Annotated in this window: 16 protein-coding genes; 10 read left to right on the top strand and 6 right to left on the bottom strand. The window is 61.0% G+C overall.

Annotation, left to right across the window (positions count from 1 at the left end; all coding sequences use genetic code 11):
* Positions 1-150: 150 nt before the first annotated feature.
* The gene (locus QLG02_RS12000) at positions 151-1,071 is read left to right on the top strand and encodes an SPFH domain-containing protein (RefSeq protein WP_011707311.1); all 921 of its coding nucleotides are present in this window, start codon (positions 151-153) and stop codon (positions 1,069-1,071) included.
* Positions 1,068-1,523, top strand: a complete 456-nt coding sequence (locus QLG02_RS12005) for an NfeD family protein (RefSeq protein WP_011707312.1) — start codon at positions 1,068-1,070, stop codon at positions 1,521-1,523. Before QLG02_RS12000 ends, QLG02_RS12005 begins: the two co-directional genes overlap by 4 nt.
* 83 nt (positions 1,524-1,606) lie before the next feature.
* On the opposite strand, the gene QLG02_RS12010 is transcribed toward QLG02_RS12005, so the two are convergent.
* Positions 1,607-2,017 carry a CBS domain-containing protein gene (locus tag QLG02_RS12010; RefSeq protein ID WP_011707313.1) on the bottom strand — a complete coding sequence of 137 codons (411 nt, stop codon included), beginning with the start codon at positions 2,015-2,017 and terminating at the stop codon, positions 1,607-1,609.
* A gap of 153 nt (positions 2,018-2,170) precedes the next feature.
* Here QLG02_RS12010 and QLG02_RS12015 point away from each other — a divergent pair, with 153 nt between their 5' ends.
* Genes QLG02_RS12015 through rlmJ form a run of 3 tightly spaced genes read left to right on the top strand, consistent with a single transcriptional unit; the run spans position 2,171 to position 5,383 of the window.
* The gene (locus QLG02_RS12015) at positions 2,171-4,081 is read left to right on the top strand and encodes an ABC transporter ATP-binding protein (RefSeq protein WP_029302229.1); all 1,911 of its coding nucleotides are present in this window, start codon (positions 2,171-2,173) and stop codon (positions 4,079-4,081) included.
* Positions 4,074-4,535: a DUF2390 domain-containing protein gene (locus QLG02_RS12020; protein ID WP_016351916.1), complete on the top strand. Its 462-nt coding sequence runs from the start codon at positions 4,074-4,076 to the stop codon at positions 4,533-4,535. The genes QLG02_RS12015 and QLG02_RS12020 overlap by 8 nt, the downstream gene beginning before the upstream one ends.
* Positions 4,529-5,383: a 23S rRNA (adenine(2030)-N(6))-methyltransferase RlmJ gene (rlmJ, locus tag QLG02_RS12025; protein WP_282465260.1), complete on the top strand. Its 855-nt coding sequence runs from the start codon at positions 4,529-4,531 to the stop codon at positions 5,381-5,383. Before QLG02_RS12020 ends, rlmJ begins: the two co-directional genes overlap by 7 nt.
* A gap of 50 nt (positions 5,384-5,433) precedes the next feature.
* Here the strand turns inward: rlmJ and QLG02_RS12030 are convergent, their stop codons facing one another.
* The gene (locus QLG02_RS12030; RefSeq protein ID WP_282465261.1) at positions 5,434-6,363 is read right to left on the bottom strand and encodes a LysR family transcriptional regulator; all 930 of its coding nucleotides are present in this window, start codon (positions 6,361-6,363) and stop codon (positions 5,434-5,436) included.
* 108 nt (positions 6,364-6,471) lie between these two features.
* On the opposite strand from QLG02_RS12030, the gene QLG02_RS12035 reads away from it, so the two are divergent.
* Entirely contained in the window at positions 6,472-7,071 is a 600-nt protein-coding gene (locus QLG02_RS12035; RefSeq protein WP_282465262.1) for an NAD(P)H-dependent oxidoreductase, read from the top strand.
* A 98-nt stretch (positions 7,072-7,169) separates the two neighbouring features.
* Here QLG02_RS12035 and QLG02_RS12040 read toward each other — a convergent pair whose 3' ends face one another.
* Positions 7,170-7,376 carry a hypothetical protein gene (locus QLG02_RS12040; protein ID WP_016351920.1) on the bottom strand — a complete coding sequence of 69 codons (207 nt, stop codon included), beginning with the start codon at positions 7,374-7,376 and terminating at the stop codon, positions 7,170-7,172.
* 186 nt (positions 7,377-7,562) lie between these two features.
* Between QLG02_RS12040 and QLG02_RS12045 the strand changes: the two genes are divergently transcribed.
* The 4 genes from QLG02_RS12045 to QLG02_RS12060 all read left to right on the top strand — a co-directional run bounded on the left by QLG02_RS12045 (position 7,563) and on the right by QLG02_RS12060 (position 10,930).
* Positions 7,563-7,925, top strand: a complete 363-nt coding sequence (locus QLG02_RS12045) for a DUF2061 domain-containing protein (RefSeq protein ID WP_045526198.1) — start codon at positions 7,563-7,565, stop codon at positions 7,923-7,925.
* 335 nt (positions 7,926-8,260) lie between these two features.
* Complete coding sequence (locus QLG02_RS12050; protein ID WP_282465263.1) at positions 8,261-8,641, top strand: VOC family protein; 381 nt, start codon at positions 8,261-8,263, stop codon at positions 8,639-8,641.
* Between the two features lie 99 nt (positions 8,642-8,740).
* Positions 8,741-9,805 carry a hypothetical protein gene (locus tag QLG02_RS12055; protein WP_282465264.1) on the top strand — a complete coding sequence of 355 codons (1,065 nt, stop codon included), beginning with the start codon at positions 8,741-8,743 and terminating at the stop codon, positions 9,803-9,805.
* 303 nt (positions 9,806-10,108) lie between these two features.
* Positions 10,109-10,930, top strand: a complete 822-nt coding sequence (locus QLG02_RS12060; RefSeq protein ID WP_282465265.1) for an alpha/beta hydrolase — start codon at positions 10,109-10,111, stop codon at positions 10,928-10,930.
* Between the two features lie 117 nt (positions 10,931-11,047).
* Here the strand turns inward: QLG02_RS12060 and putP are convergent, their stop codons facing one another.
* The 3 genes from putP to QLG02_RS12075 all read right to left on the bottom strand — a co-directional run bounded on the left by putP (position 11,048) and on the right by QLG02_RS12075 (position 15,210).
* Complete coding sequence (gene putP / locus QLG02_RS12065; RefSeq protein WP_042066398.1) at positions 11,048-12,565, bottom strand: sodium/proline symporter PutP; 1,518 nt, start codon at positions 12,563-12,565, stop codon at positions 11,048-11,050.
* A gap of 289 nt (positions 12,566-12,854) precedes the next feature.
* Positions 12,855-13,781, bottom strand: coding sequence for a L,D-transpeptidase family protein (locus QLG02_RS12070; protein WP_016351926.1), 927 nt, complete (start codon positions 13,779-13,781; stop codon positions 12,855-12,857).
* 187 nt (positions 13,782-13,968) lie between these two features.
* Positions 13,969-15,210, bottom strand: a complete 1,242-nt coding sequence (locus QLG02_RS12075; RefSeq protein WP_011707327.1) for a mechanosensitive ion channel domain-containing protein — start codon at positions 15,208-15,210, stop codon at positions 13,969-13,971.
* Positions 15,211-15,241 lie beyond the last annotated feature (31 nt).

Below are 15,241 nucleotides of genomic sequence, written 5' to 3' on the forward strand. Positions count from 1 at the left end.
GGGCTGCTTATCCCTCAAAATAATAAAAAATGCTTTTTAATGCGTTTTAGTAATTAACAAAGCCGTATGATGACAAAGGCGAAGCAAGGCGCTTGTGGTGCCAGGCGCAAGGCCATAGGCTAGTGAAAGTGTTTCATAAGGAGCTTAATAATGAATGAGTCATTGATTGTGCTGGGGATCTTCGTGTTTCTGGTGCTCGCGACCCTGAGCGCCGGCATCAAGATAGTGCCGCAGGGCTACAACTGGACCGTGGAGCGCTTTGGCCGCTACACCCGCACCCTGGTGCCGGGGCTCAACCTGCTGATCCCCTATGTGGACAGGGTCGGCCACAAGATCATCATGATGGAGCAGGTGCTGGACATCCCGGCGCAGGAGGTGATCTCCCGCGACAACGCCAACGTCACCATCGACGCCATCAGCTTCGTGCAGGTGGTGGACGCCCGCAAAGCCGGCTATGAAGTCAACGATCTCACCAGCGCCATCCGCAATCTGACCATGACCAACATGCGGACCGTGCTCGGCGCCATGGAGCTGGACGAGATGCTCTCCCAGCGCGACACCATCAACGAGAAGCTGCTACGCACCATGGATGCCGCCACCGCTCCCTGGGGCATCAAGGTGACCCGCATCGAGATCAAGGATGTACGTCCGCCGCTGGCACTGGTTGAAGCCATGAACGCCCAGATGAAGGCCGAGCGCCAGAAACGGGCCGAGGTACTGGAAGCCGAAGGGGTGCGCCAATCCAAGATCCTGAAAGCGGAAGGGGAGAAGCAGTCCCAGATCCTGAAAGCCGAGGGTGAGCGTCAGGCCGCCTTCCTCGCCGCCGAAGCGCGCGAGCGGGCCGCCGAGGCGGAAGCCAAGGCGACCCACATGGTCTCCAAGGCCATCGCCGAAGGGGATCTGCAGGCCATCAACTACTTCGTGGCCCAGAAATACACCGAGGCGCTGGCCCGCATCGGTGAAGGTCCCAACAGCAAGGTGGTGATGATGCCGCTGGAGGCGGGCAGCCTGATCGGCGCCGTCGCCGGCATGGCCGAGCTGTTCAAGGATGGCAAGGGCGGCAAGTCATGACAGCCCTGTTCGAGGGGCTGACCCACTGGCACTGGCTGGGACTCGGCTTCGCGCTGCTGGCCATCGAGGTGCTGGGCTCGGTGGGCTTTCTGCTCTGGACCGGCATCGCCGCGCTGGAAGTGGGCCTGCTGCTGCTGGTCTGGCCCTTCGGCTGGCAGGCGCAGCTGCTGCTGTTCGGCCTGCAATCCCTGCTCACCACCTGGGCCTGGTGGCGCTGGCAGCATCGCCGGGATCGCTCCAGCCGGGATGCCGCCGCCCCCATCAACGAGCGGATGCAGGGCTATCTGGGCCGCGAGCTGGTGCTGCTGGATGACGTGACTCAGGGGATGAGCCGGGTGCACCTGGACGACACAGCCTGGACGGTGCGCTGCAACCAGCCGCTGAGCGCCGGCAGCAAGGTGCGGGTAACGGGGCATGACTCCCATATCCTGCTGGTGGAGCCGCTGCCCTGACACAGGGGCAAGGCGCCATGACCGCCAACGACAAAGGGCTCCTCGGAGCCCTTTTTGCTGTCTTGCAAGCTGTGCCGACGGGCCTAGAAGGCGTCGCTGTCGAGGGCGGCGCGCAGCAGGTCCTTCCAGCTGATGATGCCGACCAGGGCGCCGTTTTCCAGCACCGGCAGGCAGGAGACGTTCTTCTCCAGCATCATCTTGACCCCGTCCCGCACCGTAAGCTGGGGGGCGATGGTGATGGGGTGGCGGCTCATGATCTGGTGGGCGCGCCGGTTGAGGGTCTCGGTATCGCGGCTCATCTCGGCCTCGGAGTCCAGATAGGGGCTGATGGCGCGGAACAGATCCCGGTCTGAAATGACCCCCACCAGCTCCTCCTCTTCCAGCACCAGCAGGTGGCGAAAGTGAGCCTGCTCGAAGATCTCCTTGATGACATTGAGCCGGTCATCCATGGAAACGGTGGCGACCCGGGTCGTCATGATGTCCCTGATAAGCATGCTAACCTCCCCAACCCTGACTGATTGCTCTGTTATGGCATGTTTTTGCCCCCCCAGCCAGTGGTTGCCCCCCGCCTCAAGTGCAAATCTGCGCCGTTTCACGTAAGATCCGCGCCAGTTTTTCTCCTCCATTTGAGCCAAGCAGACCAATCCATGATAGTTGCCAGTCAAATCGAACTGATCCGCGGCGGCCGCAAGCTGCTGGACAACGCCTCCGCCACCATTCATCCCGGCCACAAGGTGGGTCTGGTGGGCAAGAACGGCTGTGGCAAGTCCACCTTTTTTGCACTGGTACGGGGCGAGCTGGCCATCGACAGCGGCACCTTCAGCCTGCCCGCCGGCTGGCAGATTGCCGGCGTGGCGCAGGAGACCCCGGCGCTGGACTGCTCCGCCCTCGACTACGTGATCGACGGCGACAAGGAGTTCCGTGCGCTGGAGGCCCAGCTGGCCCAGGCCGAGCAGGATGACAACGGGCTGCTGGTGGCCGAGCTGCATGGCAAGCTCGACACCATCGGCGCCTACAGCATTCGTGCCCGCGCCGCCGAACTGCTGCACGGCCTCGGTTTCAGCGACGAGCAGCTGAGTTCGCCGGTGCGCAGCTTCTCCGGTGGCTGGCGCATGCGCCTGAACCTGGCCCAGGCGCTGCTCTGCCGCTCCGATCTGCTGCTGCTGGATGAACCGACCAACCACCTGGATCTCGACGCCGTCATCTGGCTGGAGAAGTGGCTCAAAGCCTATCAGGGCACGCTGGTGCTGATCTCCCACGACCGCGACTTCCTCGATTCGGTCATCAGCCGCATCATCCACATCGAGAACGGCAAGCTCAACGAATACACCGGCGGCTACTCCGACTTCGAACTGCAGCGCGCCGAACACCTGGCCCAGCAGCAATCCATGTACGAGAAGCAGCAGCGCGAGATGTCCCACATGCAGGCGTATGTGGACCGCTTCCGCTACAAGGCTTCCAAGGCCCGCCAGGCCCAGAGCCGGCTCAAAGCGATGGAGCGGATGGAGAAGATCCTGCCCGCTCACGCCGACTCCGAGTTCAGCTTCGAGTTTCGCGAGCCGTCGGCGCTGCCGACCCCGCTGATTGCCATGGAGAACCTCAGCGCCGGTTATGGCGACAAGGTGATCCTGGAGAAGATCAAACTCAACCTGGTGCCCGGTTCGCGCATCGGCCTGCTCGGTCGCAACGGCGCCGGCAAATCCACCTTCATCAAGATGCTGTCGGGCTCCAACCCGCCGCTCTCCGGCAAGCTCGAGGTGAGCGCCGGGGTCAGCATCGGCTACTTCGCCCAGCATCAGCTGGAGACCCTGCGCCTGGACGACTCGCCCCTCGATCATCTGGTGCGCCTCGCGCCGGACAAGACCGAGCAGGAGCTGCGCAACTACCTCGGCAGCTTTGGCTTTCACGGCGACAAGGCGCTGGACAAGGTGGCCCCCTTCTCCGGCGGCGAGAAAGCGCGGCTGGTGCTGGCCCTCATCACCTGGCAAAAGCCCAACCTGCTGCTGCTGGATGAACCGACCAACCACCTGGATCTGGAGATGCGCCATGCCCTGACCATGGCGCTGCAAGGCTTCGAGGGCGCCATGGTGGTGGTCTCCCACGACCGGCACCTGCTGCGTACCACCACAGATGACTTCTATCTGGTACACGGTGGTCGGGTCGAACCGTTCGACGGCGATCTGGACGACTACCACAAGTGGCTCGGCGAGCAGGAGAAAGAGGCCAACGCCAAACCGGACGACGGCCCTGTCTCCGCCAACTCGGCGGTGGCGCGCAAGGATCAGAAGCGGCGCGAGGCGGAGTTCCGGCAAGCGACCCGGCCGCTGCGTCAGAAGCTGGAGAAGCTCGAAACCAGCATGGAGAAACTGCAGGCCAAGCTGGCCGCGGTGGAAGAGCAGCTGGCCGATCCCGCCATCTACGAAGAGAGCGCCAAGCAGAAGCTCTCCGAGCTGCTCAAGTCCCAGGGCCCCATCAAGGAGGAGCTGGAAGGGGTGGAGCTGGAGTGGATGAGCCTCTCCGAAGAGCTGGAAACCATGGAGCAGGCCTTCCTTGCGTGACGAACAGCTGATGGCGAGCGAGCGGATCGCCGCCCACGAACTGCCGGGCCCGCTCGACTTCTGGCAGTGGAGTGGCGAGGTTTACGGCGCGCGCAGCCAAGACTGGCTCAGCGTGCAGGCGCAGGGGGGCAACGTCAACCTGGCCCTGTTGCTGCACCGGCTGGATCAGTGCGGGATCCCGGTCGATCTGACCGATCTGCAACCGGCGCTGGTGCAGACCGAGGCGGTGCTCGGCCCCTGGCGCACCCTGCGTTCGAGCGCCAAGGCGCGGCTCGGCGAGCAGGAGTATCAGGCAATGCTGGCCCACGAGCTGGAGCTGGAGCGGCTGCAACAAGGGGTGCTGCTGCAAACCCTGCGCAGCCTCACCCTGTTTCGCGGCAACAGCCGCAACCTGTTGAACTATCTATTGTTACTGGGGGCCCAGCAGGGCCCCCTCAGAGACCTAATATGCTGAGTTATCGCCACGCCTTTCACGCCGGCAACCACGCCGACGTGCTGAAACACGCCGTTCAGGCCCTGATCATCGAGTCCCTCAAGAAGAAGGAGAAACCCTTCATCGTGCTGGACACCCATGCCGGCGGCGGTCTCTACGACCTGCGCGGCGACTGGTCGCAGAAGAAGGCGGAATATGCTGACGGCATCGGCCGGCTGTGGGACGAGCGGGCCCAGTGGTCCACCATGGCGCCCTATCTCGGCGTCATCGAGGAGATGAACAGCGATGGCCAGCTGCACTACTACCCCGGCTCGCCGGAGCTGTCGCGTCGCCTCGCCCGCGAGCAGGACAAGCTGGCGCTGATGGAGCTGCACAACAACGAGGTGGAAGACCTGCGCGCCAACATGGGTTACGACCCCCGCGTCGCCGTCCACCATCGTGACGGCTTCGAGGGGCTGGTGGCCCTGCTGCCGCCCACCCCGCGCCGCGGCCTGGTGCTGATCGACCCGCCCTATGAGCTGAAGGAAGATTACTTCGCCGTGGTCGATACCCTGAAAAAGGCGCAAAAACGCTGGGCCACCGGCATCTACGCCCTCTGGTATCCCATCCTCGGGGAAGAGGCGGACAAGTCCCGCGACATGCTGCGCGCCATCAAGCGGGAGAACTTCGGCAACGTCCTGGTGGCCGAGCTGGAAGTGGCCGGCCAGACCAAAGATTGGGGCATGAACGGCTCAGGCATGCTGATAGTGAGCCCCCCCTGGCTGCTGGACGAGCAGATTGAAGCCTTCCTCAAACCCCTCTGTGCCAAGCTGGCGCAGGGCGCCGGCGCCCAGTACAAGGTCGAGTGGCTCAACAAGGTTGAAGCGTAACGCCTTGCATCACTCGCACACCGCCAAGGGCCTGCCACTGCAGGCCCTTTTTATTGACCATGACTGCCCGCCCCTGCCACGCTGGCAAGCCGCTCCGGCAGCCGGCTCGCCAGCCAGTCGATGGCCATTCTGGTCTTGAGCGGCAGGTGCGGGCTGTGGGGCCAGAGGGCATTGATGGGATAACGCCTGCCCTTGAGCGAGCCCAGCACTTCGCACAGCTCGCCCCGCTCAAGGTGCGGGCGCGCCAGCCAGCTCGGCAACCAGGCCAGGCCAAAGCCCGCGATGGCCGCCTGGGTGATGGCGTGCAGATCGTCGAGCTGCAGGCGCCCCGTCGGCCGCACCGATTGCCACTGGCCATCCAGCTGCCACTGCCACGCCAGCACCCGCCCCTGTCGCAGATAGGCGATGCCCTCGTGCTCGGTCAGATCCGCCAACGTCATCGGTTCGCCCCGCTCGGCCAGATAGCTGGGCGCGGCGCAGAGCGTCATGCCGTGCTCGCCGAGCCGGCGCGCCGCCAGATCCAGGCTGTTCGGCGGCTCACCGTTGCGGATCACCAGATCGAGCCCCTCCTCCACCAGATCCACCTTGCGATCGCTGAACGACAGCGACAGCGCCAGCCCGGGATGGGCCTGTGCCAGCTCCAGCAGCAGGGGCGCCACGCACAGCTGGCCGAACAGCACCGGCATGGAGACCTTGAGGCTGCCGTTGAGGGTGAGCTTGTTGCTGGCCAGCGCCGCCTCGCCGAGGCGCACCTCCTCCAGCGCCCGCAGGCAGTGACGATGGAACAGCGCCCCCTCCTCGGTCAGGCTCTGGCTGCGGGTGGTGCGGTGAAACAGCTGGACGCCGAGACGCTGCTCGAGCCGGGCAATCCCCTTGCCCACCGCCGAGCGGGTGAGGTGGAGCCGCTCGGCGGCCTGAGCGAAACTGCCCGCCTCCACCACGCTGGCGAACAGATCGAGGCCATTGAGGCTGTTTACCATCTATTGCATACCTTGTGGAACCAATATGGCGAAATAGTATCAGCACTGCGGAAAAAAATGACTGATAAGCTCCCTCCATCCCCACATTTGTCAGATGGAGTTCACCTCATGAGTCAGATCCTGCTGCTGCAATCCAGCCTCAACGGCCCCGAGTCCCGCACCAACCAGTTGATGGAGCGCTTTCTGCAAGCGCGCCGGGAGCAGGGCCACCAGGACCAGGTGGTGGTACGCGACCTGCCCGCCCTCACCCTGCCGCCACTGGACAGCGCACTGTTTCACGCCCTGCGGGGGGCCGAGCCGACCAGCGAGGCCATCCGCCAGGCGGTGGCGCTGTCGGACCAACTGATTGCCGAACTCAAGGCCGCCGACCTGCTGCTGATCGGCGCCCCCATGTACAACCTCAACGTGCCGACCCCGCTCAAGAACTGGTTCGATCTGGTGGCGCGAGCCAGGGTCACCTTTCGCTACACCGACAGCTACCCCATGGGGCTGGTGGAGGGGGTAAAAGCCCTGGTGTTCAGCAGCCGCGGCGGCGTGCATCAAGGACAGGCAACGGATGCGGTCACCCCCTACCTCGAGTCCGTGCTCGGCCTGATGGGCATCGTGCAGGTGGAGTTCGTCTACGCGGAAGGGATGGACCTGCGCCCCCACGGGGCGGAGCAGGGCATGCGCCAGGCCCATGAGCGGATCGCCACCCTCAGCCGGTGAGCCCCTCCCCCCGCCTCTTGCCACCCCAACCGGCAGCTGCGCGGGAGACGCGCAAATAAAAAAGCCCCGTCACGGGGCTTTTTCCATACCGGCCAACCTCACGTTTTGCCCGGGAGATCCCGCCAGAGCGCCAGAATAAGCAGCGCCAGCAGGGCGAAAGGCGGGGCCAGACTGAGCAGCATGCACAGCACGGTGATCAGCACCGGATGCTCGCTCTTGCGGCGGGCCAGTCGCCAGGCCACGACGCCGACGATGATCATCAGCAACAGGATGAACTGCCCCATCAGGGTGGCGTTGATATTCATATGCATGAAAGCTCCTTTTTCATGGCAAAGGCTCACTCTAGCGCCGTTGAAGCCCCAGGCAACTCCCAATCCGGTGAGGGAGTTCTCACTTGATAGGCCCTCCCTATCCAATCATTAGATGAGAATGGTTTTCATTTGATGTAATTTCAGGGGATACTCTGTTCATCACCAGAGGGAGCCGCCATCATGAAAAAGACCATCAGCTTTGCCGTTTTGCACTTCACCGTGGCCTTCACCGTGGCTTACCTGCTGACCGGTGAACTGCTCACCGCCAGCCTGATTGCTCTGATCGAGCCCGCCGTCAACACGGTCGCCTTCTACTTCCACGATCTCGGCTGGCACAAGCTCAAGCCCCACCACAGCCTGCAGGCCAAGACCAGCAGCTTCGCCCTGGTGCACTTCTCGGTGGCCTTCGGCGTCGCCTACCTGCTGAGCGGCGAGCTGCTCACCGGCGGCGTGATGGCGATGATCGAGCCTGCCATCAACACGGTCGTGTTCTTCTTCCACGAGCGGCTGTGGCGCGCCCGCCAGCAGCTGGCTCTGGCCTGAGGGAGGGGCTGCGGCCCTTCCCCGCGTTTGAACAAACTTCTCTCCCCCGGCCAGGGGACCACTCCCTGCCGTACTGACCAATTTGTTGATCCCGCCCCAACATTTATCACCTCGCCCTTCCCCTGCGCCCCTCTCTCGCTACCATACCCGAATGGCAATCCAAGCCTCGTCGGAGTCACCCATGAGCCCTCTCCGCCATCCCCGTTGGTTACAAAGCAGCAGACTGGAGGCTGAAATTCAGGGGCGGTAGCCATGTTATCGGCTTGCCAACTCCTGCCGATCACGGCAAGGAGTCGGCCAGCGACTCATCCACAACATGCAAAGCAAGGTGGTGTATGGAAACACAAACATTGCATCGCGGCCGACTGATCGACCATCTCCAGCTGGTGGTGCAAGACCTGGCTGCCAGCCAGCGTTTTTACACAGCCGCACTGGCCGCCCTCGATATTCCCATAGGCGGCGCCGGTGAGGGTTACTTCTGGGCAGACGAGTTGTTTGTCACCGCCATCGACAGCCCGGCGGCGCTGGGGACATTGACCGGCCGCCATCATCTCGCCTTTCAGGCACAAGACAGGGCCATGGTGGATCGCTTCTATCAGGCAGCGCTGGCCAATGGGGGCCAGGACAACGGCGCCCCCGGCGAGCGCAATTATCACCCCGGCTATTACGCCGCCTTTGTGCTCGACCTAAATGGCAATAATATAGAATCAGCTTGACTCCAACTCACATAAATAAATTTGTGAACGGCAGGTTACATTTAAATAATTAAGGTTTGTATATAAAAACCTTCTAAGCATCACTTAAAAAGGTTAAGCATGAGTAATACAGAAGAAAGAATAAACCAAGAATGGATCACTCTTAATGCAATTCGTGGAATGACGAAAATTGCATCAAAAGGGAGTATGACAAAATCGACATATGATAATGCTTTGGATCTAGGTGGAGCTCTATATCCAGATTTATTAGGCCCAGAAAATAGTTTATTAAAAAGAGACCGAGAGAGTGATACAACAAAAGAGTATCGTCAAAAAGCAGAATTAAAATCCATAAGAGATGGCTATAATATATCAGCTCTAGATTTAGTGCTAACAGACATAGAGGATTATGAATCTTTAATTGCTACAGCTCAAATAAATAAAGATGAAAAAAGAATAGACCAACTAAAGAGACGACTAGCTCAACTTAACACAGCAAAAAAAGAATTAGATATGGATGCACACTCCGAAAATCAGTTAATATTTCGGGATGCATATAATGTAGATAGAGATCTACCTGAATTATCAAAAGGTCATGCACATAGAGACTTTCAACTTCCCGATGGGAATTATCTTCGCCTTCGAGTTCTTCATCCAGAAAAAACTGAATACATTACTGGTGCTGATATAATTTATGAACGTCATAACAACGAAACTGGTACAGTCAGTATCGTTATCGTTCAATACAAAATATGGACAGATAAAAAACTATATCTTTCTGATGATAGAATGAAATGTCAAATAGAAAAAATGAGAGCTTTCGTATGTAATAAAGAAATCTGCCAGCAGAATTCTGAAAAAGAGTATAGATTCCCATGCTGCTCCGGCTTTATAAGACCTACAGATAAATTACAAAAATCAGACCAAAAATTCATTTCATCAGGAGAACACCTTCCAATATGTCAAATTGAAAAATGTAAATCTAAAGGACCTCAAGGAGCTGACATTCTTGAATATGAAAAAATAAAAGACACATCTCTTTCATCTGAACTATTTGAGCATTTGTTTAATCGTGGGAAAATTGGCTCGAGAAACTTAACTTACCAGGAGCTAAAGGAGTTATATGCTGACGCAGCTATTATTAATGCACATGATACCGTTGTGATTTATGCCCAAGAGTTTTAAATCATAGACAATACAGCCCGTAGGTTCGAATAGCGTAGCGTATTCGGACAATCGCAAATAACCCACCACGAAATAAAAAAGGATCGGAAGATCCCCTTGCGGGGTTGATATCGACCGTCTTGAGACAACCCAAGGTGCGCCGATGCCACTATAAGCTGGATTTATAGGTTTTCCTCTGATGACCCAGCTTTTGCATATAGAGGTTATCACCAGCCTATAAGCATCTGACAGCGCCCACTTACTGGCCGCTGGGCCCTTGCTATATATTCTCCCACTTCTACGACACGCCGAGGAGGCGTTGATATGCAGTCACAGACTCACACCTTTATGATCAATGGCAGTCCAATGCCCTGCCTGCAGGCCGGTTCCGGTGAGCCGCTGCTGCTGATCCACGGCGCGCTGGCCAACCATACCCTCTGGCTCGAACATATCGAGCAGCTCTCACAGCACTACACCGTCTATGCCCCCACCCTGCGCCACTTTGGCGAAGCGGGCAAAGAGGGGCCTTTCGGCCTTGAAACCCATGCCGACGATCTGCTGGCGCTGCTGGCACAGCTGGCGTGTGGGCCTGTCCATCTGGTCGGCTGGTCTTATGGGGCGGATGTAGCGTTGACGGTCGCATTGCAAGCTCCGGAGCGCGTCCGAAGCCTCTATCTGGTGGAGCCGGGCTGCCCTGGGGTGCTGGATGAGCAGGGGCTCGCCGCCTTTATGACCGATGCCGGCGCCATGTTCGGCCCCGTGTTTGGTCAGGTTGAAGCTGGGCAGTTGCAAGAGGCGGTGGCCACCCTGATCGATGGCTCGGGGGACCGCCCAGGCTACTTTGCCGCACAACCCCTCAAGTGGCAGCAGGCCCAACTGGCGGAGGCCGCCAGCCTGCCCAAGCAGCTGAGCCAGAGCGAGCGGCCGGATTGGTCGCCGTCGCGCCTTGCCGCGCTCAGCGTGCCCACCTGCATCGTGCAGGGCGCGCAGACCAGAGCGCTGTTTGCGCAAGTGTGCGAGGCCCTTGGCAACGCCATCCCCGCCTGCCAGCGCCTGCAGGTGGCGGATGTCGGCCATCTCTACCCCATCGAGCAGCCCGCGCTGTTTGTGCAGCTGCTGCAGCGCTGGCTCGCCGCGCAAGGGTAAACAGAGACCCTTGCCGACCGGCCTGCTCTGCACACAGCCGCGCAGCAGACTATGTCAGCCTGAGCGCCATAAAAAAGCCCCGCATCGCGGGGCTTTTTGTTATCGGCAGTAGCCGACTCAGTTGACTGCAACCGGCTGACCCAGCGCATCCGGCGGGGTCTGGAACTCGCGCTCGGCGTCGTCGAAGCGCTCCAGCATGGCCTTGGAGGGGGCCTTGTCCAGCAGGCTGAACACCACGATGGCGAGTCCGGAAAAGAGGAAGCCAGGGATGATTTCATAGAGCCCCAGCCAGCCGAACTGCTTCCAGACGATGACGGTCAGGGCGCCCACCAGCATGCCCGCCAGGGCGCCGTTGCGGGTCATCCGCGACCAGAGCACGGAGAGCAGCACCACGGGGCCGAAGGCGGCGCCAAAGCCGGCCCAGGCGTAGCTCACCAGCCCCAGCACCCGGTTCTCCGGGTTCATGGCAACGCTGATGGCGATGAGCGCGATCACCAGCACCATGGCACGCCCGACCCACACCAGCTCCTGCTGGGAGGCGTTCTTGCGCAGGAACGGCTTGTAGAGATCCTCGGTGATGGCGCTGGAGCAGACCAGTAGCTGGCAGCTGAGGGTACTCATCACCGCCGCCAGGATGGCGGAGAGCAGCACGCCGGCGATCCAGGGGTTGAACAGGATCTTGGAGAGCTCGATGAAGACCCGCTCCGGGTTGCCGGTGACGCCGGCCGCCTGCTCGGTGAAGGTGGAGAAGTAGGCCAGGCCGAAGAAGCCGATGGCCACGGCGCCGCCCAGGCAGAGCACCATCCAGGTCATGCTGATGCGGCGGGCATTGGCCATGGAGTGGTGGGAATCCGCCGCCATGAAGCGCGCCAGGATGTGGGGCTGGCCGAAGTAGCCCAGACCCCAGGCCATCAGCGAGATGATGGCGATGAAGTCCAGGTTCTTGAACATGTCGAGGTTGCTGGCGTTCTGCGCCGCCACCTGCACCATGGCGGTGTCGATGCCGCCCACCGCGATGATGACGAACACCGGGGTGAGGATCAGGGCGAAGATCATCAGAGTGGCCTGCACCGTATCGGTCCAGCTCACCGCGAGGAAGCCGCCGAAGAAGGTGTAGGTGATGGTGGCCGCGGCGCCGACCCAGAGGGCGGTGTCATAGCTCATGCCGAAGGTGCTCTCGAACAGGCGGGCACCGGCCACCACGCCGGAGGCACAGTAGATGGTGAAGAACAGCAGGATCACCAGGGCGGAGAGGATGCGCAGCACCCGGCTCTTGTCCTCGAAGCGGTAGGTGAAGTAGTCCGGCAGGGTCAGGGCGTTGCGGTTCTTCTCGGTATGCACCCGCAGCCGGCCGGCGACCCAACGCCAGTTGAGGTAGGCCCCCAGGGTGAGGCCGATGGCGATCCAGCTCTCGGAGATGCCGCCGATGAAGACGGCGCCCGGCAGGCCCATCAAGAGCCAGCCGCTCATGTCGGAGGCGCCGGCGGAGAGGGCGGTCACCCAGCTCCCCATCCGGCGGCCGCCGAGAATGTAGTCGTCAAAGTTGCGGGTGGCGCGATAGGCGATAAAGCCGATCAGGACCATCCCGAGGATGTACACCAGAAAGGTGATGAGCATGGGTGTGCTGGCTGTCATTCAAAACTCCGTTATGTGACGTGTGTACCCGTTCTGACGACGGGCTCTTCCTTAAAAAAACCGCCCTAGCTTAATCAGCAGATCCCATGACCTCAACCTTTTTTAACAAACAGAAAACACAATATAAACGTTTCATCTTTAACCAACAGACCAGCTTTACCCCGTTCTGCCAGATTTTATCCTGACGCAGCAACTGCTTATCCGCCGGACACGATCAGTGGCACAGTCCCGCCACGGCCGCAAAAAAAAAGCCCCGACCAGAGGTCGGGGCCATGTCGGCAGGCACCAATCAGCGATTGATCGCGATCGGCATGCCGCTGCGCTGCTCCAGCGCCTGCTTGACCAGCTGGGAGTCGCTGTCGGCGTGGGCGATGAAGCGGGTCACCGCCGGGGTCATCGGCAGCGGCGCAGGCAGGCTGGAGTTGAACTCCTCCTGATTGCGGGAGAGCGGCTGATGCACTTCCAGGTAGCGGCGACCATCCGGCTCGACGCTGGCCTTGATCGGCTGGTTGACGAACTGCACGCGGGTACCGACCGGCACCTTCTTGAACAGGTACTCGATGTCGTCGTTGCGCAGGCGCACGCAGCCGTGGCTCACCCGCAGGCCGATGCCGAACTGGGCGTTGGTGCCGTGGATGGCGTACATCTTGCCGATGTAGAGCGCGAACAGCCCCATGGGGTTGTCCGGGCCGGCCGGCCATACTGCCGGCAGGCTCTCGCCACGGGCAGCATATTCGGCATGCATCTTGGCGGTCGGGGTCCAGGTCGGGCCCGCCTTCTTGCGCTGCACGCTGGTCACCCAGTTTTCCGGGGTGTCGGTACCGAGCTGGCCGATGCCGATGGGCAGCACTTCCACCACCTTCTTGCCTTTCGGGTAGTAGTAGAGGCGCATCTCGGCCACGTTCAGCACGATGCCTTCACGGGGCGCATCCGGCAGGATCAGCTGGTGCGGCACGATCAGCTTCTCGCCGGTCTGCAGCAGCAGGGGATCCGCCTTGGGGTTGGCCTCCAGCATGTTGGTCAGCCCCAGCTGGAATTTGGCGGCGGCGGCCTCCAGCGGCTGGCCGTTTTCTTCGGCCGGGACCACGTATTCCAGATTTTCACCCACCAGGCGGCTGTTGGCCGCAGGCAGGGCGTATTCAACAGCGAGCGCAGGCGCGGCGCCCAAGAGGAGGCTGCAGCACAGCGCGGCCGCAGTAGTGTGGAGGAGCTTCATAACTTTCCTGTAATGGATGACGTGGTTCAAAACTCTGGGCTGACCCGGGAGCGGCGGGCGATCCGGGGGGCGAAGAGAAGGCCGCCATTTTTCTCCTCTGCCGGGCAAATTTCAACTGACAAGTGGCGGCGGGTCGGCGATTAATATCGCTTTTTTTATCCGCCGCCAACCCCTGCCGGTCGGTCGTTTACCCCTTTTGCCAGGCGCGCATATCGTAACCTGTGGGAGATTGGTGCAACCGCAGATGAAATTGCTCAATGATGGCAAAGATGTGGTCGAAAATGTCGGCCTGGATCCCTTCGTAATCGGCCCAGGCGGTGGTCGCCGTGAAGCAGTAGATTTCCAGCGGCAGGCCGTCCGAGGTCGGTGCCAGCTGGCGCACCATCAGGGTCATGTCCTTGCGAATGCCGGGGTGGGCGCGCAGGTAGGCGTCCAGATAGGCGCGCAGGGTGCCGAGGTTGGTGAGGTGGCGGCCGTTGATGGGGCAGCTGATGGCGTCGCTCAACTGCTGGTTGTAGGCGCTCAGCTCCTGCTCCTTGCGGCTCAAATAGGGCGCCAGCAGCTGGGCCTGCTTGAGCTGCAGCTGCTCGTCCGCCGTCAGGAAGCGCACGCTGGTCATGTCGATGTTGACGCTGCGCTTGATGCGGCGCCCACCCGACTCTGTCATTCCCTGCCAGTTCTTGAAGGAGTCGGAGATGAGGGCATAGGTGGGGATGGTGGTGATGGTCTTGTCCCAGTTCGACACCTTGACCGTGGTGAGGCCGATGTCGGTCACCTCGCCGTCGGCGCCGTACTTGTCCATCTGCAGCCAGTCACCGACGCTCAGCATCCGGTTGGCGGAGAGCTGGATGCCGGCCACCAGGCCGAGGATGGGGTCCTTGAACACCAACATCAGCACTGCGGTCATGGCACCCAGACCGCTGAACAGGAACAGCGGCGACTTGCCGAGCAGCAGGGCGATCATCAGGATGCCCACCAGGATGCTGCCCACCAGTTTCACCCCCTGGAAGATGCCGCGCAGGGGCAGATCCCGCCCGAGCCGGGTGTAACGGCTTACCGACAGCATGCAGTCGAGCAGGGCAAACAGGGAGAGCAACAGGAACAGCAGGATCCAGAGCTGGGCCACCATCTCGATCAGTTGCAGGCTGTCGGAGTTGCGCGGCAGCCAGATCTCGGCCTGACCGAGCAGCACGGCCCCCTGCAGCACGAAGGCGAGCCGGTAGAACAACCGCTGCTGCAACTGGGGCGGCAGCCACACCTGCTTGGTCTTGCCAAGCACCCCCACCAGCCGCACCAGCAGTACCCGGTGCAGCAGCATGTGCAGCAGCAGCGAGGTGAGCACGATAAAGCCGAGGGCGATCACCAGCCCCATCATGCCGGTTACCTCCAGCCCGAGCCCGGCCAGCCAGCGAAAAAACATCTCCTTCATCCCATCCTCCTGTGCGTGAAACTGCGGTCAG

This window comes from Aeromonas sp. V90_14, from assembly GCF_029967615.1.
GTDB classification, from domain to species: domain Bacteria; phylum Pseudomonadota; class Gammaproteobacteria; order Enterobacterales; family Aeromonadaceae; genus Aeromonas; species Aeromonas hydrophila.